At 61.7% G+C, this 21,507-nt stretch carries 13 protein-coding genes; 7 read left to right on the top strand and 6 right to left on the bottom strand.

The features are described 5' to 3' along the window. The first annotated feature begins 274 nt into the window (after positions 1 to 274). The 4 genes from RM6536_RS07130 to RM6536_RS07115 all read left to right on the top strand — a co-directional run bounded on the left by RM6536_RS07130 (position 275) and on the right by RM6536_RS07115 (position 4,732). Complete coding sequence (locus RM6536_RS07130; protein ID WP_060824592.1) at positions 275 to 1,630, top strand: YihY/virulence factor BrkB family protein; 1,356 nt, start codon at positions 275 to 277, stop codon at positions 1,628 to 1,630. Between the two features lie 83 nt (positions 1,631 to 1,713). Beyond that, positions 1,714 to 2,787: an alpha/beta hydrolase gene (locus RM6536_RS07125; protein WP_060824591.1), complete on the top strand. Its 1,074-nt coding sequence runs from the start codon at positions 1,714 to 1,716 to the stop codon at positions 2,785 to 2,787. Positions 2,788 to 2,983: 196 nt separating this feature from the next. Then, on the top strand, positions 2,984 to 4,075 hold the full coding sequence (locus RM6536_RS07120; RefSeq protein ID WP_060824590.1) for an S-(hydroxymethyl)mycothiol dehydrogenase: 1,092 nt from the start codon (positions 2,984 to 2,986) through the stop codon (positions 4,073 to 4,075). 9 nt (positions 4,076 to 4,084) lie between these two features. Then, positions 4,085 to 4,732 carry an MBL fold metallo-hydrolase gene (locus RM6536_RS07115; protein ID WP_049333239.1) on the top strand — a complete coding sequence of 216 codons (648 nt, stop codon included), beginning with the start codon at positions 4,085 to 4,087 and terminating at the stop codon, positions 4,730 to 4,732. A 179-nt stretch (positions 4,733 to 4,911) separates the two neighbouring features. Here RM6536_RS07115 and RM6536_RS07110 read toward each other — a convergent pair whose 3' ends face one another. From RM6536_RS07110 to RM6536_RS07100, 3 genes are read right to left on the bottom strand one after another with little or no spacing between them, the layout of a single operon-like run. Beyond that, the gene (locus RM6536_RS07110) at positions 4,912 to 6,504 is read right to left on the bottom strand and encodes an MFS transporter (RefSeq protein ID WP_231917952.1); all 1,593 of its coding nucleotides are present in this window, start codon (positions 6,502 to 6,504) and stop codon (positions 4,912 to 4,914) included. Between the two features lie 59 nt (positions 6,505 to 6,563). After that, positions 6,564 to 9,821: an AAA family ATPase gene (locus tag RM6536_RS07105; protein WP_060824588.1), complete on the bottom strand. Its 3,258-nt coding sequence runs from the start codon at positions 9,819 to 9,821 to the stop codon at positions 6,564 to 6,566. Further along, positions 9,818 to 11,053, bottom strand: coding sequence for an exonuclease SbcCD subunit D (locus RM6536_RS07100; protein WP_231917951.1), 1,236 nt, complete (start codon positions 11,051 to 11,053; stop codon positions 9,818 to 9,820). Before RM6536_RS07100 ends, RM6536_RS07105 begins: the two co-directional genes overlap by 4 nt. Before the next feature lie 227 nt (positions 11,054 to 11,280). On the opposite strand from RM6536_RS07100, the gene RM6536_RS07095 reads away from it, so the two are divergent. Beyond that, a complete protein-coding gene (locus tag RM6536_RS07095; protein ID WP_060824586.1) occupies positions 11,281 to 12,426 on the top strand; it encodes an ADP-ribosylglycohydrolase family protein in 1,146 nt (381 codons plus the stop codon). Positions 12,427 to 12,871: 445 nt separating this feature from the next. Here RM6536_RS07095 and RM6536_RS07090 read toward each other — a convergent pair whose 3' ends face one another. From RM6536_RS07090 to RM6536_RS07080, 3 genes are all read right to left on the bottom strand, one after another. Next, positions 12,872 to 14,239, bottom strand: coding sequence for an RNA polymerase sigma factor (locus RM6536_RS07090; protein WP_060824585.1), 1,368 nt, complete (start codon positions 14,237 to 14,239; stop codon positions 12,872 to 12,874). A 388-nt stretch (positions 14,240 to 14,627) separates the two neighbouring features. Continuing rightward, the gene (locus tag RM6536_RS07085) at positions 14,628 to 16,493 is read right to left on the bottom strand and encodes a hypothetical protein (protein WP_060824584.1); all 1,866 of its coding nucleotides are present in this window, start codon (positions 16,491 to 16,493) and stop codon (positions 14,628 to 14,630) included. A 262-nt stretch (positions 16,494 to 16,755) separates the two neighbouring features. Beyond that, positions 16,756 to 17,661 carry a PAC2 family protein gene (locus RM6536_RS07080; RefSeq protein ID WP_060824583.1) on the bottom strand — a complete coding sequence of 302 codons (906 nt, stop codon included), beginning with the start codon at positions 17,659 to 17,661 and terminating at the stop codon, positions 16,756 to 16,758. A gap of 432 nt (positions 17,662 to 18,093) precedes the next feature. On the opposite strand from RM6536_RS07080, the gene RM6536_RS07075 reads away from it, so the two are divergent. Together RM6536_RS07075 and lpdA are read left to right on the top strand one after the other, a co-directional pair. Further along, positions 18,094 to 19,590: a leucyl aminopeptidase gene (locus tag RM6536_RS07075; protein WP_060824582.1), complete on the top strand. Its 1,497-nt coding sequence runs from the start codon at positions 18,094 to 18,096 to the stop codon at positions 19,588 to 19,590. 442 nt (positions 19,591 to 20,032) lie between these two features. Then, positions 20,033 to 21,418 (top strand): dihydrolipoyl dehydrogenase, encoded by a 1,386-nt coding sequence (gene lpdA, locus RM6536_RS07070; protein WP_060824581.1) that lies wholly within the window; start codon positions 20,033 to 20,035, stop codon positions 21,416 to 21,418. The last annotated feature ends 89 nt before the right edge of the window (positions 21,419 to 21,507 follow it).

The following is a 21,507-nucleotide window of genomic DNA, read 5'->3' as shown; positions in this document are numbered from 1 at the left end:
TTTCAGCTAGTCGATAACAGTATCCGACAAGGCTTTTTTAAGCTTTTTGGGGCGGCGACCCTCTCTAATTGACCAACAGGTCAAGTATCTGCACTCGCAGAAAAATGCGGGAGGGTCAGAAAACCCTATAATGTCACCGCAGGGGCGGGAAGGACAGCTCATTGTTCTCTCCGCCCCTTCTGTGCGCCCACACGCTAAAACCCGCAGCTGAAGCCCGCACGCTGAAGCTAATAGGCGCACCACTGTGTACATCCCACTCATTCAAGGAGCCCCATTGGCTGCACACACCGGCTCTTCCACGGACACCTCCTCAACCACGGTGTCCGCCGGAGCTCGACGCGGACTCTTCTCCCGTAAGAAGAAGCCCGCAGCCCCCAAGTACGCCAGCGTGAAACTACGCGACTTCCCCAAGGGCAGCATCCTCTACATCCTGCGCCGTGCCATCTTCAAGTTCGGCGTAAACGGCGCAAGCGACATGGCGGCAGCACTCACCTACTTCACCGTGCTGTCCATCTTCCCCGCCCTGCTGGCAATCGTCTCGCTACTGGGTGTGTTTGGGCACGGTGAGGAAAGCGCCGCGGTCATCCTCGCCTTCCTCAAGGACAACGCACCCGCCCAGATGTACGCCATTATGGAAGACCCCATCAAGCAGATTACCGGCGACCATGGCGCAGGCCTGGTGCTGTTGACCGGTATCCTCAGTGCGATCTGGTCCGCCTCCGGGTACACCGGATCCTTCGGCCGAGCACTCAACACCGTCTACGGGGTGCGTGAAGGCCGCCCCGGCTGGATTCTCAAGCCGCTGAACGTCCTCGTCACCACCGTGATCATCATCCTCGTGGTACTCATGATGCTCATGCTGCTACTGGGCGTAACTGTCTTGGACATGGTCGGTCAGTATGTACCCAAAACTGTGGACATGGAGCTCATCAAGCTCCTCTGGCTCAACGGCCGCTGGGTGCTGATTCTATTCATGGCGATCGCCCTGATTACCCTGCTTTACTCCACCACCCCGAACGTGCGCCGCTTCAAGCCGTGGAAGCTCTCCCCCGGCGCGGCGCTGGCACTCTTCGGTATGGGTCTGGGCGGTTTCGGCTTCACCCTCTACGCCAATAACTTCAGCAAATACAACGCCACCTACGGCCTGATCGGTGGTGTGATCGTGATGCTGCTGTTCATCTGGATTATGAACAATATGCTGCTCTTCGGCGCGCACCTGGACGCAGAAATCATGCTCATGCGCCAAATCATTGCCGGCGAAGACGACCGCGGACTCCTGAAGGTTCAGCCGCGCAGCACCTCCGCATCCCGTGCGCTGGAGGCACGTCAGGAGCGGCTCATGTCTGCAGGACGCGAACTGCAGCAGCAGGCGGCAGGCCAGGGCATGCTCCCCAAGCCGAAGGGCCCCTCCATTGCGGCTCGCGTACAGAAGGCGGTGGACACCAACACCGCCATGATTCGCACGCTCATTGCCGATGGTAAGGAGCGCCTCGACAACGCCAAGACGCAACAGGCGAAGGCAGACGCCACGGCGGAAGCCGCCGAATCTAAGGCGAAGACTGACTCTCAGCAGCAGACGCTCTTCGACCCGGGCACCGATAAGTCCACCGGTGCGGCACAGAAGAACTAAGCGGCAGCTCAGCTGAGCGCGTATCGCCTCAACCTTTCAAGGGCGTGGGACAGAAATCCCGCGCTGGTCACTAAGATAGACATATGACCAGTGCAGATTTCTCTCCCGCGCCCTTTGCTGTACCCAACGCCGCTGCGTCCAGTGTTGATGCACCCAGTGTTGAAGCGCCCAATGCCGCCGCGCCCGCCGTTGCTCTCCCTGACCTCGAGTACACCCTCTACCAGCCGCAGCAGCTCAAAAGCCGTATCCCCGCCCTCATGATTCACGGCTTCGCCACCCGCGGTGACCAGCTCTACGGGGGCACCGGCTGGATTCGCCAATATCTGCGCGCCGGATACCCTGTACTAGCTGTCAATCTGCCCTACCACACGAACACATACCTCAAAGACCCACAGTTCACGGTTGACTGCAAACTGCCTGCCCATACGCAGGTTATGAGCAGTGAAATCCCGTTCGATTCGGTGCCCTCTGTCAATACGACGGGTCAGCGCCTCACCCCCATTCACCTGCTCACCAACGCACTTGCCCAGCTGCTGCGAGCCGTCGCCACGGAGAACAACCTCGACGTGGAGCTACAGCCGCGCGCACACGTTATCGGTTTCTCCTTCGGCGCCCGCGTCGGATGGGAACTCGCCCTCACCCACCCGGAGGCGGTCGCATCCCTCACCTTGGGCGGACTGCCCCTGCACGACCACCTCATCACCCTGCGCGCCATGCTCGAAGCGCACGAGGGGACCAGCGCCTCCGCGAGCGCAGAAACCCCCGCGGCGGACTCCACCGCCGAGGCGATCGCCTCCTTCACCTCGATTATTGACGGCTCCCCCATCCAGCCCGACGCGCTACTGAAGTTCGTTCGGATTCCCTTCGGCCCGTTCTTCGACGTGCCCGCCCTGCGCGCCGGATCCCCGGATTTGCCGGCGGGCCACCCGGGCGCGCATCCGCGCGTACCCGTTGCGGTGGTACTCGGTGACGCGGACACCATCGCCGCCGACGGTGCGGAACTCTACGATATGGTGCGCGACAACAACCCGCTCAACCGTTTCATCTCCCTGCCCGGCCGCGACCACGTGAACGCACTGACCTCGGGCGCGTTCCGACGCGGCGCGCTCGCCTTCGCCGCTGAGGTGGAGGCGGCAGAGGTAGAAACGGCAGAGTAAGCAGCCGCAGGCTACGGCGTCCAGGTTCCAGATTCCGGGCGAAGTAAGCGACAACGTCATAAAACGTCAAATTCGCGTGGTGGCTTCACTATCAGCTTTATCGTGCACCAGGTGCGCCAATGCTCGTAGAATGGGAACGTATCAAAAAACCTTTATCTGCGGTTGGACCTCAACCGCACCTCAACAAAGGAGCACCATGCACAAGGTTAAGGCTGTCGTAGCCCTCTCCCAGGACGCACCCGTCACCGTCACCACCATCAACGTACCCGACCCCGGCAAGGGCGAAGCACTCGTCAAGGTCCTCACCTGCGGTGTCTGCCAGACCGATCACCACTACGTCACCGGCGGCGTCGGCCAGGACTTCCCCTACCTGCTCGGCCACGAGTCCGCAGGTATCGTCGAGGCTGTCGGCGATGACGTCACCAACATCGCCCCCGGCGACCTGGTCATCCTCAACTGGCGTGCCGTCTGCGGCGAATGCCGCGCATGCCGCAAGGGCCAGCCGCAGTACTGCTTCGCAACCCACAACGCAACCCAGAAGATGACCCTCGAGGACGGCACCGAGCTCACCCCCGCGCTGGGTATCGGCTCCTTCGCGGAGAAGACCCTCGTCGCAGCAGGTCAGTGCACCAAGATCACCGCTGACATCAGCCCCGAACAGTACGCAGCAATCGGTCTGCTCGGCTGCGGCGTCACCGCAGGTCTGGGCGCTGTACTGAACACCGGTGAACTCAAGCGCGGCGAGTCCGTCGCTGTCATCGGTTGCGGCGGCGTCGGCACCGCAGCAATCGCAGGCGCACAGCTCGGTGGCGCAACCACCATCATCGCCGTCGACATCGACGAAGAGAAGCTGGCACGCGCACGCGAGCACGGCGCAACCCACACTGTGAACTCCTCCAAGGTCGACCCCGTCGAGGCAGTCAAGGAACTCACCGGCGGCTTCGGCGCAGACCTCGTCATCGACGCTGTCGGCATCGCCCCCACCTTCAAGCAGGCATTCGAGGCACGCGACCTGGCTGGCCGCGTCGTCCTCGTCGGCGTGCCCGCCCCCGGCACCACCTGGGACGTCCCGCTGGATGAGGTCTTCGGCCGCGGCGGCTCCATCAAGAGCGCATGGTACGGCGACACCCTGCCCTCCCGCGACTTCCCCGAATTCGTGGACCAGTACCTGCTCGGCCGCCTCGACCTGGACGGCTTCGTCTCCGAGCGCATCCGCCTCGAAGACGTCAACGAAGCATTCGAAACCATGAAGACCGGCCGCGTGCTGCGCTCGGTCGTGGAACTCTAGGAACGTAGCGTGAGCGAACGTATTGAACGAGTCGTCACCTCCGGCACCTTCTCGCTCGACGGCGGCTGCTGGGACGTCGACAACAACGTCTGGATTATCGGCAATGACTCCTCCGTGATCATCATTGACCCCGCCCACGACGTCGACAAGATCTCCCGCACCGTCGCAGGCCGCACCGTGGAGAAGATTCTGCTGACCCACGCCCACGACGACCACATCCGCAGCGCAAAGGAGGCGGCAGAACGCTTCGGCGCACCCGTCTACCTGAACCCCGCAGACCGTGTGCTCTGGGAAATGGTGTACCCCTCCTGGGACTTCGACCACGAACTGGCTGACGGCGATGTAGTGCGCATCGGCGACACCGAGCTGAAGGTCCTCGCCACCCCCGGCCACTCCCCCGGCTCCGTGTGCTTCTACGCACCCACCCTCAGCTGGGAGAACAGCGAAGGCGTCGTCTTCTCCGGCGACACCCTCTTCAACGGCGGCCCCGGTGCAACCGGACGCTCCTACAGCGATTTCGACACCATCATCGAGTCGATTTCCACCCGCCTGCTGACCCTGCCCGAGTCCACCGCGGTTCTTACCGGCCACGGCGACAGCACCGGCATCGGCCTGGAGGCGCCCGAGCTTCCGGCATGGATTAAGCGCGGTCACTAAACCGGTAGCCTCACGCTGAGGTTCTCGCACGTAGGCTCTTATACTGAGGCTCACCACAAACCGAGCACGGTACACAAAAGGCGGATGCCCCACCACCTACAGAAGGTGGCGGGGCATCCGCCTTTTAGCATGCGCTCGTCACGCTCAAGCTGCCCGCAAGGAACCAGCTGCGAGCTAACCTAGCCGCGTTCCGTCTCAGCCAAAGGAGCCAGCTGCTCCTCATGCTCCTCACGCCACAGGTAACCGTACAAATGGCCCAACGCAAAATACATCGTCGCAATAATCACCGGAATCATAAACGCATTACGGTAATACGGTGCGTCGCCCATATAGCCGCCCCACATGCAACCCATCGCAAGACCAATGCCCAGCATCGAACGAGTAAAGAAGCTCGCCTGCGAATCAGGAATATGCTTGAGCGAACGGTTCAACCACAGCTCATGGCCGCCAAACGCAACACCCAGCACCGCGCCGCAGAACGCCAACGCATAGAAAATCGTGGACGTATCATCGCTCGCCGGCAAATACAGCGCCGCCATAATCAGCAGAATACCGCTCACCAGCCAGCCGTGCCACGGGTTCACTGAACGGCCACCCAAAACCACCGGGAAAGCCACCACCACTAGCGCGCCGGTACCGGTCGCAACCATCGCCATAAACAGGTTCATCGAACCGTGAATCAGCGAGAAGCCCAGCAGACCAGAACCAACCGAACCCATGCACGCGCCCAGCAGCACCAGGCCAAGAATCAGCACCACCGTCTGACGGCTCGGACGCACCAGATTCTGAGGCGGAGCCATACGAATACGCGAAATATCCGGCAGAACCCTCGGTGCCACCAGCACCACAATGAACAGCAGCGCATCCAGAATCATCGTGATCCAGAAGCCCGCATACTCATGATTCGGGGTGATGTACGCATCGCCCAGCCACACCAGCAGAGCAGCCAGCGGGTACATCGACATATTCGCCGTCGTACCCCACGACACCGCAGTCGACAAGCGAACATCACTGTACTGGTAGTTACGGCGATACAACGACTCAAGAGCGAACGGAGTCCACGGCGGAGTCGTAAAGCCCATCGCCACACAAGAGAGCGCATGGTAGGTCGTACTCACGTTATTCGGGTCAACCGTCAAACGCCAACCAATCACCAGCATATTCAACACCGCAGCAATATTCAGTATCGACGTAATCGCCAGCAACGACCGCAAACCCAGAGCACGCACCAGCATCGGGCCGAGCATAATCTGCACCGAATACGCGCCGGTAAACGCCGCCACCGCGTAGCCGCCATCATGCACACTACCCAGATGGCTCGCCAACAGAATATACAGCGCAAACGCCGAAGAAGCCGCCGGAATGTGGAACAGAATCGTCAACACGCTACGGGCAAAACCCTCAGCACGAAGCACCGCATACAGGTGACGACGCTGCTCCTTACTGTTGCGCTGGAACAACGCCCAATGCTGACGCAAAATATCCGGCAGTGAAGCGTTCGTATTAATCTCATCCGCAGCCGGAATCGGGCGAGGCGGCAGCTCCTGCAACACGTGCTCGTTGTTGCGCACCACATCCGTCAGGGAGGTGCCCGGAACCGTCGGAATACCCGTGCCCGAAGCACGCATTTTATTCAGGGCGTCGGAAGCGGGGCTCACCTTCGTGGTGCGCGGAGGAACCTCCGGCGCGGATGCGCTAGCGCGCGCATCAGCCGAAGGCTCCACACGATACGTTGAGTTCGGGTCCCTATCCTGAGGTGTCGAGGTCATCATCTCTTTCACGAATAAGCCGCCGGACATGGTACAACAGAGGCCCGGAAGCGAATTTATGCCTAATAGGAGTTTACCCTCACCGACGAGCCGTTCTGACCCTTTTCAACCACAATCTGGGCGGGAATACGGTTCTTCATCTCCTCCACATGCGAAATCAGGCCAATAGTGCGGCCGCTATCACGTAGCGACTCAATCGTGCCCATCACCATGTCCAGGGTCTCGGCATCCAACGTGCCAAAACCCTCATCAATGAAGAGGGTATCCAACTCGATACCGCCGTTATTCGCCTGAACAACCTCAGCCAAACCCAACGCCAACGACAGCGACGCCAAGAACGACTCACCGCCGGACAACGAGGACGCCTCACGCGGCTCGCCCGTCCACGTGTCAGTAATCTCAAGGTTCAGGCCGCCACCGGAACGGCTACCCTTCGCACGGTGATCGCTGAACACCATGCCGTAGCGGCCCTCACTCATCCGGTCCAGATGCAGCGACGCCGACCGCAGAATACGCTCAAACTCGGCACCCAGCACGTAGCTGACCAGGTCAACCTGATGCTCATAACCGCCCAGAGTGTCACCGCGGGCAGCCGCCGCCAGGTTAGCCAGCATCTGCGCGCGGTCATAACGCTGCGCCGTCTGCGCACGGAACGCCGCATACTCGGCACGCAGGCCCTGCAAAGAACGCAGCACGCTCTCCCGCTCGCCCTCACGAAGAGTCAAACGGTGCGCCGCCGCACGCAGCTGCTCAACCTGCTCACGCACACCCTGCAGATCATCCGGCGCCTGCTCACCGGCGGCAACACGAGCCGCCACCGCAATAATTGCCTCACGACCAAAGCCCTCTAGGAGGCGGGCATGCTCCAACTCATACGCGGCAATAGCCTGCTCCAAGGCGTCAACACGCTCGGGGGTGCGCACCGCCGCCTGCACCAGCTCAGCGCTCTCAAACGAAGACTCAGCCAGCAGACGCTCAGCCTGCTCCGCCGCCAAAGCATGACGCTCACGCGCCTGCCCCAGCAGCAACACCGCACGAGCCAGACGCTGATGCGCCGCGCGGTAGCCCTCCACAGCCTCAACACGCTGCGCAAAACCCACCGCCGCACGAGCAGGCGCCAACTCGGCCGTAGCCGCCGCACAGCGCGCCGCAGCGTCACGGTGACGAGTCTGAGCCTCAACCGCCGCGCCCTCGATGGTGCGTAGCGCCTCCTGAGCCTTCTGCTGCTGCCCCCGCACCCGCTCAACCTTCACCAGCACGCCGTCACGAGCGGTCACACGGGACTGAGCCCGCTCGAGGCGGGTCTGCGTCTGCTGCAACTGGGCGGCAGTCTGCTCAACATCGCACTCGCCCTGGGCCACCAGGGTCTCGTACTGGGTGCGGGCGGCGGCAAGCGCCTCGGAGGCTTCCTGGTGCGCCTTGGCCGCCCGGTCCTTAGCCAGTTCGTGGGTGCGCGCCTGCTTATGGGCCTTGTCTTCACGCTCCTTGGCGGCATCCAGGTCGGCACGCTCCACCAGCTGCTCACCCTCGGCAATCTGCGCGGGGGCGGGGTGTTCGATCGAGCCGCAGACCGCGCAGGGTTCGCCGTCCTTAAGCTCACGCGCCAGCAAGGAAGACGCCTGGGCGAGGCGCAACACCTGCAGGTTCTTGAACTCCTCCGTCGCGGCGAGCGCCTGCTGAGCCGAAGCCTGCCACTTTTCCTGCGCCTTCTGCTCGGCGGTGGCGGTGCGCTTGCTCTGCTTCTGGGCCTCAGCGACCGCGGCGGAGGCGGCATCCAGCTTCTGCTGCATCTGCTGGGCGGCGTCGTGCTTCTGCTGCGCCTCGGTGACCAGGTGCGCGGCGAGGGTGCGCTCCTCGTCGGCGGTGCTGTAGCCGGCGAGTTCTTCGGCAAGCTGCTCGGCCTGGGCGGTGAGGTCGCTCAGCGTCTTTTCGGCACGCGACTTGTCCTGTTCGAGGGAGTTAGCATGCTTCAGCAGGGCGGCCGCGGCGGCTTCCTCTTCGGTAAGCTGCGCATCCTTCTTCTGCAGGGCGCGCAGGGTGTCGAGGAGCGCCTCGAGCTGGTTTTCCTGGTCGGCGGGCTCGAGGGATACGAGTGCGGCGAAGGTCGTTTCCTCGGGGAAGGTAACCTCCGGCGAAATGTTCTCGTCGCGGAGTGCCGCAAGCAGGGCGCGGCCGTTCTCATCCAGTGCGGAAGCACAGGCAGCCTGCTCCTGCTGGCGGGCGGCGAGCGCCTGCGATTCGGCGTGGACCTGCGCGTACTGTGCGTGCAGGGGCGCGGCGGCACGTGCCTGCGCTAGCTCTTTACGCTGTGCCTTGTGTTCGTCGGTGCGTTCGCTCAGGCGGGTGCGGCGCTCGCAGAGCTGCTCGTATTCGCGCCAGTCGGCCTGTAGCTGGGCGCGTTCGGCGAGCAGGCGGGTGTGCCGGTCGGCTTCCTTGGTGAGGCGCTGCTGTTCCTGCTTTTCGCGCGCGGAGGTTTCGCGGGCGCGTTCTACCCCGCCGGCGACCCATGCGTCGAGGGTTTCGGCGGTGACGCTCTCAGCGGTGAGCTGTTCGGAAGTCTCGTTCCCCTCCTCCGCAGCCTCTTCAGCGTCCGGATCCGCAGCGTCCAGCAGCGCCTGCAGGGCGAGCATTTCTACGCGGGCACGTTCAAGGTAACCGCGCTGGGTGTTTTCGTCCTGGGCGACTTCCTGCTGGGCGGTTTTCGCTTCCTCGGTGAGTGCGGCGAAGAGCTGTTCGTAGTGTTCGACGGGGAACATCTTTTTGAGCAGTTCTTTGCGTTCTTTGGGCTTGGACTTGAGGAATTGCGCGAACTGACCCTGCGGAAGAAGTACGACTTTGAGGAATTGTTCTTTGGTCAGGTGGGTGCGTTCGGCGATGGTGCGGTTGACTTCGGCGACGCTGCTGGAGATGGGGGTCCAGGCTTTTTCGTCGGCGGGGTCGGCGCCGGGCGCGAGTTCGGCGAGGGTTGCTTTGGCGCTTTCTTCGCGCATTTGGCCTTTGCGGGCGCCGCGGGTGATGGGCTTGTTGTAGGCGGGGGTGCGGTCGATGCGCAGGCGCTTGCCGTGGAGGGTGACATCGAGCAGTACGCGCGGTTTGGTGCCGCTGTGTGCCGCGTAGGTGGAGTGCAGTTTGGCGGATTCGCGGTCGCTGCTGGTTTCGCCGTAGAGGGCGTAGCAGATGGCGTCGAGGATGGTGGTTTTACCGGCGCCGGTGGGGCCGTTGAGCAGGAATACGCCGGCGTTGTTGAGGGTGTCGAAGTTGATTTCTTGGCGCTTGGGGTATGCCATGAAGGCTTCGAATTCGAGGTTGTGCAGGATCATGCGTTGTCCTTGTGGCTTTTGATGTGGTCGCTGAGGGTGGTGATAACGTCGCGTTCTTCGCTGGTGAGGGGGCGGTTGCGTACGTATTGGTGGAATTGGTCGAAGGTTTCGACGGGGTCGGCGTCGCGGGTGGGGGGTGCGGCGGCGGGTTTGTCGGCGGCGGGTTGGGTGCTGCGGTAGCTGAAGTGGGAGATGGTTTCGTAGCGGCTGCGCAGGCGGTCGACGGCGCCGACGGGTAGGGTTTCGTCGGTGAGTTCGATGCGGCAGTAGTAGCCATGTTCGTAGGGGGCGTATTCCGGGTTGTTGAGTAGCTCGTCCATGGTGCCGCGTAGGGTTTTCATGTGTACGCGGGTTGCCCATTCGTGGCTGCTGATGGTGGGTGCTTCGCCGGGGTTGAGTTCGATGAGGTAGGCGCCGTTGCGGTTGTGTTCTTCGCTGAATGAGAAGCCGAGCGGGGAGCCGCTGTACCGGATGGTGTGGGTGACGGGGTAGCGCTTGTGGATGTGGCCGAGGGCTACGTAGTCGAAGCCGTCGAAGAGGGAGGCGGGTACCCAGTCGATGCCGCCGACGCTGATGTCGCGTTCGGAGCCGCTGCGGGGTGTGGTGTCTGCGTTGCCGGCGTTGTCACTGCCGGTGGTGTCGCTGACTGTGGTGTCGCTGACGGTTGCGTGGCTCATGACGATGATGCGGTCGGCGCCTTCGCCGCGGGCGTGACGTTCTGCGGCGTCGGCACGGATGGTGTCGGTGACGGCGCCGAGGACCGCCTGGTGGGTGGGCTCTACGCCGAGGGCGGTGGCGTGGAGGCGCGGCGCGAGGTAGGGGATGGCGTAGACGTGTACGCGCAAGGTGCCATCGGTGAGTTCGACGGGGCGGGTGGCGTCTTCGAGGCTGGTGCGCAGGTGCACGCCGGAGGCTTCGAAGAAGGCGGTGCCGTAGCTGAGGCGGCGGAAGGAGTCGTGGTTGCCGGAGCTGAGGATGACTTGCACGCCGGCGCGCATAAGGCGGGTGAGGGCCTGGTCGAGCAGGGCGGTGCTTTCGGCGGTGGGGATGGTGCTGTCGTAGACGTCCCCGCTAATGAGGAGGGCGTCAACGCCTTCGGCCCGAACGTAGTCGAGCAGTTCGTCGATGAACTGCTGGTGTTCGCGGGTGAGGGGGCTGCGGTGGAAGGTGCGGCCGAGGTGCCAGTCGGAGGTGTGCAGAATCTTCATGGTTTCAGTATGGCATTGCGTCATGTTTTGCGCCTCACAGTTCGTCATTCGCGGTTCGGAACCCACCGCGGCGTAGGTGCTCGTGCGGAGCGGGGGCTCCGTCCTCAAGGCGCCCCAGCGCCGCAGAGGGGGCACTCCCCCGCGAGCGTGAGCACGAAGCCGCCTGGCGCATCCACTCCCCCGCGAGCATGAGCGCAAAGCCGCTTGTAACCCTACCCCCGCATCCTAAACGCCCGTGGGATAATCGCCCTATGAGTTTTTCTTCTGTTGAGTTCACGCGTGCACCTGAGGTTTCGGCTGAGTTTGCGGGCAGGGTGCGCGGCTTGTTGCGTGCGTCTGCGTTGGGTGATGCGCTGGGTTATCCGTTGGAGCTTCTGTCGGCTGAGCAGATTACGGAGTGCAACCCTAAGCCGTGGGATTCGGCGTTTGGTGAGTTGCTGGTCAGTGATGATACGCAGCTGACGTGTTTCACGCTGGACGCTTTGACGGAGGTTTTGGAGTGGAATAATGAGGGCGCGGCGGCGGATGAGTTGGCGTGTCTGTGGTTGGCGTATTTGCGGTGGTTCCGCGGTATTGGTGAGGTTCTGCCGGAGTCTGCGCCGTTTTCGTTGGATCGTGAGATTGATGGGGCTTCGGAGTTGACGGCTCGTCGTGGTCCGGGTGCGGCGACGTTGCGGGCGTTGGGTTCGGGTGAGATGCAGTTGGTGTCGAAGTCGTTGAATCCTGAGGCTTTGGGTAGTGGTGCGTTGGTGCGTTCGGCGGCGTTGGGTGTTTTGCCGGTGGCGCAGGAGCGTACGGTGGTTTTGTTGGCGGTGCGTGCGGCGGCGTTGACGCATGGGCATCCGGAGGCGTTGGCTTCGGCGGCTGCGTATGCGTTGCTGGTGCGTGACTTGTTGGCGTCCCCGTCGGGCTCCTTTGGTGCGTTGTTGGAGGCGGCGCGTCGTGTGGTGTCGTGGTGTGGTTCGGTGGCAGCGGATGATTCGATTCCGGGTGATGCGTCGCGTACGGCGGCGGCGCTGAGTCGTGCCATCAAGCTGCTGGAGGGCGGTACGGTGCCGGTTCCGGTGGCTGTGGCGGAGCATTTTGGTACGGGTTGGACGGCGCCTGAGCTGTTGGGTGTGGCGCTCTGGTGCGCGGCGGATGCGGTGAAGAGCCTGCCGACTGATGCTGATGATGCGATGGTGCGTGGCGCCTTGTTTGAGGGGTTGTGCCGTGCGGTGTCGGTGGATTCGGATTCGGATTCGGTGGGTGCGATGACGGCGGCGTTGTGGGCGGCGGCTGGTTTCCCGGTGGGTGGCGATGAGGCTGATGCTTGGTCGGAGGCGCTGGGTCGTGTGCGTGGTTTGGATCAGGTGGAGGGGGTGGCGGAACGCTATCTGCGCCAGCTGGGTCTGTAACGGTACCCGGCGTAGCGGACATGCGCAGCGGGGGCTCCGTCCTCAAGGCGCCCCGCGCCGCAGAGGGGGCACTCCCCCGCGAGCATCGTCCGCGTGCCGGCTGTGCGGAATGGTGTCGCGAGCATCGTCCGCATGCCGTATATACAAACTGCATATAGGCACAGAAAAGGCTCTCCGGTATATCGGAGAGCCTTTTCTGTATGTACTAGAACTAGCGAACCTAAACTTTACGGTGTAGCCGGTCAAGCGTAAACGGCGCAACGGACATGCGTAGCGGGGGCTCCGTCCTCGAAGCGCCCCCAGGCGCTGAAGAGGGGGCACTCCCCCGCGAGCATCGTCCGTGTGCCGGTCATGCGGAACTGTACCGCGAGCATCGTCCGCGAGCCTGCTGCGCAGAACTTACCGCGAGCATCCGCACGCAATTAGAACTGCTAGTCAGGAACTTTTAGTCCAGGTAGTCGCGCAGTACCTGCGAACGCGACGGGTGACGGAGCTTAGACATGGTCTTGGACTCGATCTGTCGGATTCGTTCGCGGGTCACGCCGTAGACCTTGCCGATTTCGTCGAGGGTCTTGGGCTGGCCGTCGGTCATGCCGAAGCGCATTGCGACCACGCCGGCTTCACGCTCGGAGAGGGTGTCGAGCACGGAGTGGAGCTGTTCCTGCAGAAGGGTGAAGGACACTGCGTCTGCGGGGACGACTGCTTCGGAGTCTTCGATGAGGTCGCCGAATTCGGAGTCGCCGTCTTCACCGAGGGGGGTGTGCAGGGAGATGGGTTCGCGGCCGTACTTCTGGACTTCGATGACCTTTTCGGGGGTCATGTCGAGTTCCTTGCCGAGTTCTTCGGGGGTGGGTTCGCGGCCGAGGTCCTGGAGCATCTGGCGCTGCACGCGGGCGAGCTTGTTGATGACTTCTACCATGTGCACGGGGATGCGGATGGTGCGGGCCTGGTCTGCCATTGCGCGGGTGATGGCCTGGCGGATCCACCAGGTTGCGTAGGTGGAGAACTTGAAGCCCTTGGAGTAGTCGAACTTTTCGACGGCGCGGATGAGGCCGAGGTTGCCTTCCTGGATGAGGTCGAGGAAGAGCATGCCGCGGCCGGTGTAGCGCTTGGCGAGGGAGACGACGAGTCGCAGGTTGGCTTCGAGCAGGTGGTTTTTGGCTCGCTTGCCGTCGTGGACGACCCAGCGCAGGGCTTTTTTGAGGTCTTTGTCCATGTCGGGGTTTTCGGCGAGTTTGTGTTCGGCGTAGAGGCCTGCTTCGATGCGCTTGGCGAGGTCTACTTCCTGCTGTGCGTTGAGCAGGGAGACTTTGCCGATTTGCTTGAGGTAGTCCTTGACGGGGTCGGCGGTTGCGCCGGGGGTGACGACGCGCTGTGCGGGTGCGTCGTCGTCGTCGTTTGCGGTGAGGACGAAGCCGGAGCCCTTGGCTGCTACTGCTTCTGCGGCCTTCTTTTCTTCTTTTTTGGCTACAATTTCTTCGTCTTCTTCGTCAATTTCGTCTTCGCCGTCGGTGATTTCGAGTTCTTCGTCGAGTACGAGGTCGAATTCGTCGTCGTCGTTCTTTTTGCGGCGGCCACCGGTCTTGCGCTTGGTTGCGGTGGTGGTGGTTTTGCGGGTGCGCTTGGGCTTGTCTGCCTCGGTTTCGGCAGTGGTCTCTGCACCGGTTTCGGCGGTTGCGCCGGTGGTGTCTTCGGTTGCCGCTGCGGCTTTGGTGGTTGCCTTCTTGGTGCGGGTGGTCTTGGTGGTGGTTTTTGCGACGGTTTCTTCGGTTGCGTCGCCGGTCGCGGTCTTCTTGCTGGTTGCAGGTGCCACTAGAACCCTTTCTGGCTTGTGGTGGGGTGTTTTGTTTGCAAAACACCTAAGACCCTGTCAAGTCTGTGCTGGCGTCCTCGGTCGGGGTGTTTGCTGCGTTTGTCCGGTTTAACGCTGTGGTGGCGGGTTTTATTCCGCGTGCGTTGGGTGGTGGTTTGCAGGGTTCCGTTGCTCGTTGTGTGGAGCGGTTTGAGGGCGCGTTGTAGCGCATTGACTGTACGGGGTCAATATATAAGTATTGCAGATTTTTGGTTGCTTTCAACTTGACGCGCTGGTCGGGGTGGGCTTGGGGGTGTTTTTGGGTGGGTGCGATTGTGCGCGGGAGTGGGCGCATGTGGGAGGGGCGTGCCGGGGGTGGCGCGCCCCTCCCTCGTTTTATACCTCGCCTTTAGGGTTTTCGGGGTTTGAGGGTGCTGATGGGTCGGCGGTGTGTTCCGGGTTCGCCGCAGATGGTGTGTTTGATCCAGGCAGGTAGGTTGCCTGCGTTGAGGTGTACGTCGAGGATGTTGAGGTCCTTTCCGAATGTGTGGCGGCGGGCTTCTTGGCGGAGCAGGCGGGCGTAGGTGCTGTAGCCCTTGTACCAGTTGGCCCAGGCTTGGGTGTTGCGTAGTGCGGCGTATTCTCCGTCGGTGCTGTGGGGTGTGAGCAGGCTGGTGAGTAGTTCGAGGGCGTTGAGGCGTGCCCAGTGGGGGCTGTCTAGTTTTCCTTTGAGGGCGTTGAGGTAGTGGGTGTAGACGGCGTGGCGTTCGGTGAGGTATTCGCTGGTGGTGCAGCTTTCGTCGATTCGTTGTTTGAGGTTCTCGAATGTGTTGTGGGCGTTGTGGTCTTCGGGGTGTCCGGCGAGGCGCGAGAGCACCTCGCGGCTGATGGTGTTGAGTTCGGCGGCGCTGGCGAGGTCGGCGGGGGTGAGGTTTTCGAATGCCCAGCCGTTGAGGTTGGCGTGCTGACTGTTGCGGTTCTGTTGAATGCTGCGGCTCTCTTGAATAGTGCGGTGAGTGCGGCGAATCCAGTCTTGCCATTGCACGCATTTTTCGGGCACGGCGCGCACGTGGCTCTGTTCGGTGCCGGGTGCGGTGCTGAACGCGTGGGTGAAGCTGGCGGGGATGTAGGTTTTGCGCGTGATGCGGGTGCCGTAGTGGGGTGGTTCGAGCGGTGCGAGGTTGGTGCTGGGGTATTCGCCTCCGAAGGCGTGGTAGGTGTATTGGGCGGAGTAGTGCAGGTAGGCGAGCGCTTTTTGGGCGTGGTTGAGTCCGTAGCCGGCGAGGTAGGTGAGCATTTCGGCGGTGATGGGGTTGAGGGCTGCCGGTGCGATGGAGGCGCGTAGGTGCCCGGCAACTTCGGCGGGGATGAGTTCGCGGAGTGTGTCGCCAATGGTGGGTGCATCGGCATCATCAACCGGGTGGGTTGTGAGCAGGTGCGCGGCGGCGTTGATGGCGGCGTCCCAGTAGCAGAGGTCGATTTGGGCTTGACGGTAGATGGTGCGGACGCCTTTGCGGGCTTCTTCGTGGCGGGTGATGTGGGTGTGGTCCCAGAGTTCTACGGCGTTTTCCCAGTCGTGGCGTGTTTCGGGGCTGGTTGTGGGGTCGGTGTCCCAGGGGCTGTGGGCGTAGTTGTGTTGGGCGGTGTCGGCGATGGTGTCGCCGTGGCGGGTGAGCCAGGTGTAGTAGCTGCTGTGGCGGATTTCTTCGATGGGTGCGAGGAGGGTGAGCGCCTGCTGTTCGGGGTCGAGTGCCCAGATGCTGGCGCCGCCTGCGTAGATGACGTCTTCGCAGCGTAGTTCGCTGACGATGCGCGGGTCGTGGAGCAGGTGCAGCCATGCGTTGATGGGGATTTGGGTGTCGACGTCCCGTTGGATTTCTTCGATGGCGGCCAGTTGCGCGGTGTTGGGGTGCAGTTGGCGTTGGCGTACGGTGTTGTCGCCGTCGATGATGATGGCGTAGAAGCGGGTGAGGGTTTCGCCGTTGTGGCAGGTGGGCAGTTTGGCGAAGGTTTCGTGCAGGAAGTCGGCGCGTTCGGTGTGGGTGCAGGGTTCGTCGGGTAGGTTGACGCGCAGGCTGGGGCCGAGCGTGGTGTCGGTTGCGGTGAGGATAATGAGTGAGTGGTCGGGCCAGTAGCCGTGCTGGTGGAGGGCACAGCTGAGCACGTCGTATTCGTTGCGGATGGGCGGGGGCGTGTCGTAGCTGCTGTGGAGATGGTCGCCCTGGAAGTGGCCGCTGTTGGGGGTATTGCCGTTAGAAATATTGTTTGCGTTCATGCCTTCACGGTGGCATGGTTTGCGCGGGTGCGCAGGTTATACAAATAAATCTGTGGATACTTCGGTTCATGTGTTCGAAGGTTCCACAGATTTATTCGTATTGTTCGTTTGTGCGCGGGGGTTTGTCCACAGCGGCGCGGGGTGGCGCGTCATAATCTGTCACGCACTACCCGACGGGCAACTCTCCGCTCCCCTACGACGCTGCCCTATGCTCGCGCCCCTATGACTCGCACTCCCCCGCAGCATCCCCTACTGCGCGCACCTATTGTTCGTCGAGGAACCGTTCGAAGAGCTCACCAATCTCGTCGCGGCTGGGCACGTTGTGCGCATCGCGTCGCGAGAGGGGAATCGCAATATCGGAGGTGCGGAAGTTCTCGTCGTAGTTCTCTTCCATGGCCGTGATCATGCGACCGATTTCGGGGTTCTGCTTGACCTGATCGTTGATCTGGCTGTGCACGTGGCGTGCGGCTTCGCGCAGGTTCTCGGTGGGTAGGGAGAGGTGCGCCGCCATGCCCACGTGTTCGAGGGCGGTGAGGGTGCCCTGCGGCAGGTCCGCCTCCGAAATGTACTGGGGAATGTTCACGCCGAAGCCGACGGTGTCGATTCCGTTTTCGGTGAAGAGCACTTCCAACAGGTTGGTGATGGTCGCGTGCACGTCCGCGCTGGGCTTCCACGGGGAGATGCCGTGAATCAGGTCCTTGCGGGAACCGTGCGCGGTAATCGGGAAGGGGCGGGTGTGCGGCACCGGCATGGGGAATGCGGAGACCAGCACGACCAGGGATGGCTTGACCCGCTGGGCGATGGTCAGCACCGCCTTTTCGAAGCGCTGCCACTGCAGATCCGGTTCGGCACCGGTGAGCAGCAGGAACGGCTTGTCGAGGCTATCTTCTACGGCGTAGAGCTTCAGCTGCGGGTATTGCGGCGTTTCGAAATGGTCTTTTTCGTAGCGAATGTAGGGGCGGCGGGCACGGTAGTTGTGCAGCTGGTCGCTGTCGAACTCGACGATTTCAATGTTTTTGAGTTCGCTGAGTAGCACCTGTCCGAGCTGGCCGGCGGTGGAGCCTGCGTCTTGCGGGCTGGAGAGGGCGATGACGAGGGTTAGCCCGTGCATCCTGGGGTCGTCCAATATTTTGGTGTTGGCTAAGTAGAGGTCTTCGGGGTTGAGCATTACGCCTCCTCACTTCTGTCTGGTTCGCGCCGCGTTCGGGTGGGCTTAGCGTTTTCTGCCGGTACCCGAGGTGTTGGGGCGAAGGGGCGTCTTCTGTTATCTGACGCTTTCCGTAGTCTTTCATTTTATGCCACTACTGCCCTGTCTCGACAGTGTTCGGGCTTTTCTCGCAGTAGGTGAACTTGTTTGGCGTCCCATCGAGGTTCTTAAGAGGCTGCAGCTCGGCTTCTTGTGCGTTTTTCCGTGCTGTCGGCTGTCGGGGTGAGAGCTGAACCTCACGCCCTCCTGCATATCCGTGTAGAGTAGAAGCAGTAGTCCGCGCGGCTTTGCGCGGCGGTATTCATCCTCACTCTTCGAGGGCCTACAGTTGAGTTTTTCGGGCGCGAGGATGTGCCCCGACTATTTTGAGAAGACATACGCAAAGGAGTAACGATGTCTCTGTCTCTGTCTATTCACAGCACCGACCTTGAAGCGCTCGAAGCTGACGTTCTGGTTCTGGGCGTTCTGAAGGGTTCGGACGGCGCGTACCTGGCGCCGAGCTCCCTGTCTGAGGACTCTATTGAGGGTATTAACGAGCTGCTGGAGGCGCTGGGCGCCTCGGGTGCACCCGATCAGCTGCTGCGCCTGCCCGGCCTTGAGGACACCGGTGCCGGCATTGTGGCGCTGGCGGGTCTGGGCTCTGATACTGCTGAGGGTCAGGAGCGTCTGGACGCTCTGCGTTACGCTGCCGGTTCTGCGGCTCGTCAGCTGGTTGGTTCCGCTGAGGAGATTGCTTTCGACTTCGGTGTTTCTTCGGTAGAGGAAATTGAGGCTATTGCTCACGGCGCTGTGCTGGGTAACTTCGTTGAGGAGGGCCTGCGTTTCAAGACCAAGGATTCGGTCCAGGAAGAAATCGAGTCCATTCTGATTGTTTCATCGATTGATCAGGAAGAGGCTGAAGAGGCTCTGGTGCACGCCCTGGTTCTGGGTGAGACCGCTAAGGATGCTCGCCGTCTGGTGAACCTGCCTCCGTCGCACCTGTACCCGGAGACTTTCGCTGAGTTCGCTGCTGAGGTCGCTGAGGATTACTCGAACATTGAGATTGAGCTGTTCCACCACGACCGCCTGGCTGAGGAGGGCTTCGGCGGCATTTCCGGTGTTGGTCAGGGTTCGCCCCGCAAGCCGGTTCTTGCCGTTGTGAAGTACACCCCGGAGAACCCGAAGGCTCACATTGCTCTGGTTGGTAAGGGCATTACCTTCGATACCGGTGGTAACTCGCTGAAGCCTGCCGCTTCGATGATGACCATGAAGTGCGATATGGCGGGTGCTGCTGCCGTGCTGAACGCTGTGGTTGCTTCCGCTGAGCTGGATGTTCCGGTTGCGGTGACCGGTTACCTGTGCCTGGCTGAGAACATGCCCGGCGGTCACGCACTGCGCCCGGAGGACATCATCACCATGCGTGATGGCCGTACCGTTGAGGTGCTGAACACTGACGCTGAGGGCCGCCTGGTCATGGCTGACGGTATCGCCCTGGCTTCCGAGTCGAACCCGGACGTCATCCTGGATATCGCTACCCTGACCGGTGCCGCTATGGCTGCTCTGGGTCTGCGCACTGCGGCTCTGCTCGGTGACGAGGAGATTCGCGGCCGCGTGATTGCAGCCGGTGCCGCAGCGGGTGAGGCGTACTGGCCGATGCCGCTGGAGTCCTACCTGCGTAAGAGCCTGGAGTCCCCCGTTGCTGACATCAAGAACATTGGTTCCCGCTACGGTGGTGCACTGACTGCGGGCCTGTTCCTGAAGGAATTCGTGGGCGAGGGCATCCCCTGGGCTCACCTGGATATTGCGGGCCCCGCGTTCAACGAGGAGGCACCCTACGGCTTCACTCCGAAGGAGGGTACCGGCTTCGGTACCGCTACCCTGGTGAACTTCATCCAGTCCTACGCCAAGTAGTCTGCATGGCTGGGCGCGCGTCCTAGCTGGTGCGTAGCCGTTCAGCATAGAGCTAATCAGAGGAGGGTTTTCCGGTATTTCTGCCGGGAAGCCCTCCTCTGCGTCTTTTCTTGGCGGCGTCTTTCTTTGGCATCTTTTCTTGGTGTCTTTTCTTGGTTGCGTTCTGTGCGACCGCCCTAGTGGTCCTGTCACCACGCCGTTCAATGACGCACCGCTTTTCTTGAGTGGTGAAAAATTTGCGCTGTTTGGGTGATTAATCGGCTAAAACCGCCCTGAGTGAACTTAAACGACCCTCAACGGGGGTATTGTTGTATTAAGTGTTTTTCTGCGTACGCGGAGGGGCGCGCGATTTTTGTGAGTCGCGGGCCTTTCGCGCATGCTAGGGAAACCTACCAATAAATTGGTAAAGAACTCATTGCAGGGGTCTTTAGCCCCCACAACTATGCAAGGGAGCAATATCGTGGCTCAAGAATTCGACATCCTCATCCTCGGCGGCGGTTCCGCTGGCTACTCTGCAGCTATTCGCGCACGCCAGCTAGGCTTCACCGTCGGCCTGATCGAGAAGGAAAAGGTCGGCGGCACCTGCCTGCACACCGGCTGTATCCCCACCAAGGCGTACCTGCACGCTGCTGAGCTGGCTGAAGAGGCACGCGAGGCGTCCAAGGTTGGCGTTAACGCTGTTCTGCAGTCCATCGAAATGGGCAAGGTTCGCGATTACAAGGACGGCATCGTCTCCGGTAAGTTCAAGGGTCTTGCAGGCCTGCTGAAGATGAAGGGCGTGGAGGTTATCCCCGGCGAGGGTAAGCTGACCGCTCAGGACACCATCACCGTAAACGGTGTGGAGTACAAGGGTAAGAACATTATCCTGGCATCCGGCTCGGTCTCCAAGACCTTCGGTCTGCCCATTGAGGGTCGCGTTCTGACCTCCACTGAGGCACTGGAGATGGACTACCTGCCCAAGAGCGCTATCGTGCTCGGTGGCGGCGTGATTGGTTGCGAGTTCGCATCCATGTGGAACGCTATGGGCGTTGACGTCACCATCATCGAGGGCCTGCCGAACCTGGTTCCCAACGAGGACCCGGCAATCATCAAGGTTCTGGAGCGTGCGTTCAAGAAGCGCGGCATCAAGTTCAACACCGGCACCCTCTTCGAGAAGGTTGAGCAGGACGCTAACGGTGCTAAGGTCACCCTGGCTGACGGCAAGGTCTTCGAGGCAGAAATCGTTCTGGTCGCTGTTGGTCGTGGCCCGAACACCGCAAATATGGGCTACGAGGAGCAGGGCATCCCCATGGATCGCGGCTTCGTCCTGGCTAACGAGCGCCTGCACACCGGCGTTGGCAACATCTACGCTGTTGGCGACATCGTCCCCGGCGTTCAGCTGGCTCACCGCGGTTACCAGCAGGGTATCTTCGTTGCTGAGGAAATCGCTGGCCTGAACCCCACCATCGTTGAAGACGTGAACATCCCCAAGGTCACCTTCTGCGACCCGGAGATCGCTTCCGTTGGTTACTCCGAGCCCAAGGCTAAGGAGAAGTTCGGCGCTGAGAACGTTGAGACCGCTGAGTACAACCTGGCTGGTAACGGTAAGTCCGCTATCCTCGGTGCTACCGGTATCGTGAAGGTTGTCCGCCAGAAGGACGGCCCCATCGTTGGCGTTCACGCTATTGGTAAGCGCATGGGTGAGCAGATTGGTGAGGCTCAGATGTGGGTTGCTTGGGAAGCATTCCCCGAGGACGTCGCTAAGTTCATCCACGCACACCCGACTCAGAACGAGTCCCTGGGTGAGGCTGCAATGGTCCTGAACGGCACCCCGCTGCACAGCGCATAATTTTTGCTGACTGGCGTTAGCGCGTCAGCTTAGTATTGACGACCGTTGGTCGTTAGCGGTTGCCGGGCGTATCCGCTGAACAACGCCCC

Source organism: Rothia mucilaginosa (genome assembly GCF_001548235.1).
Lineage (GTDB): Bacteria > Actinomycetota > Actinomycetes > Actinomycetales > Micrococcaceae > Rothia > Rothia mucilaginosa_B.
The sequence above is the reverse complement of the archived record's forward strand: the minus strand, read 5'-3'. Positions and strand labels throughout refer to the sequence as shown.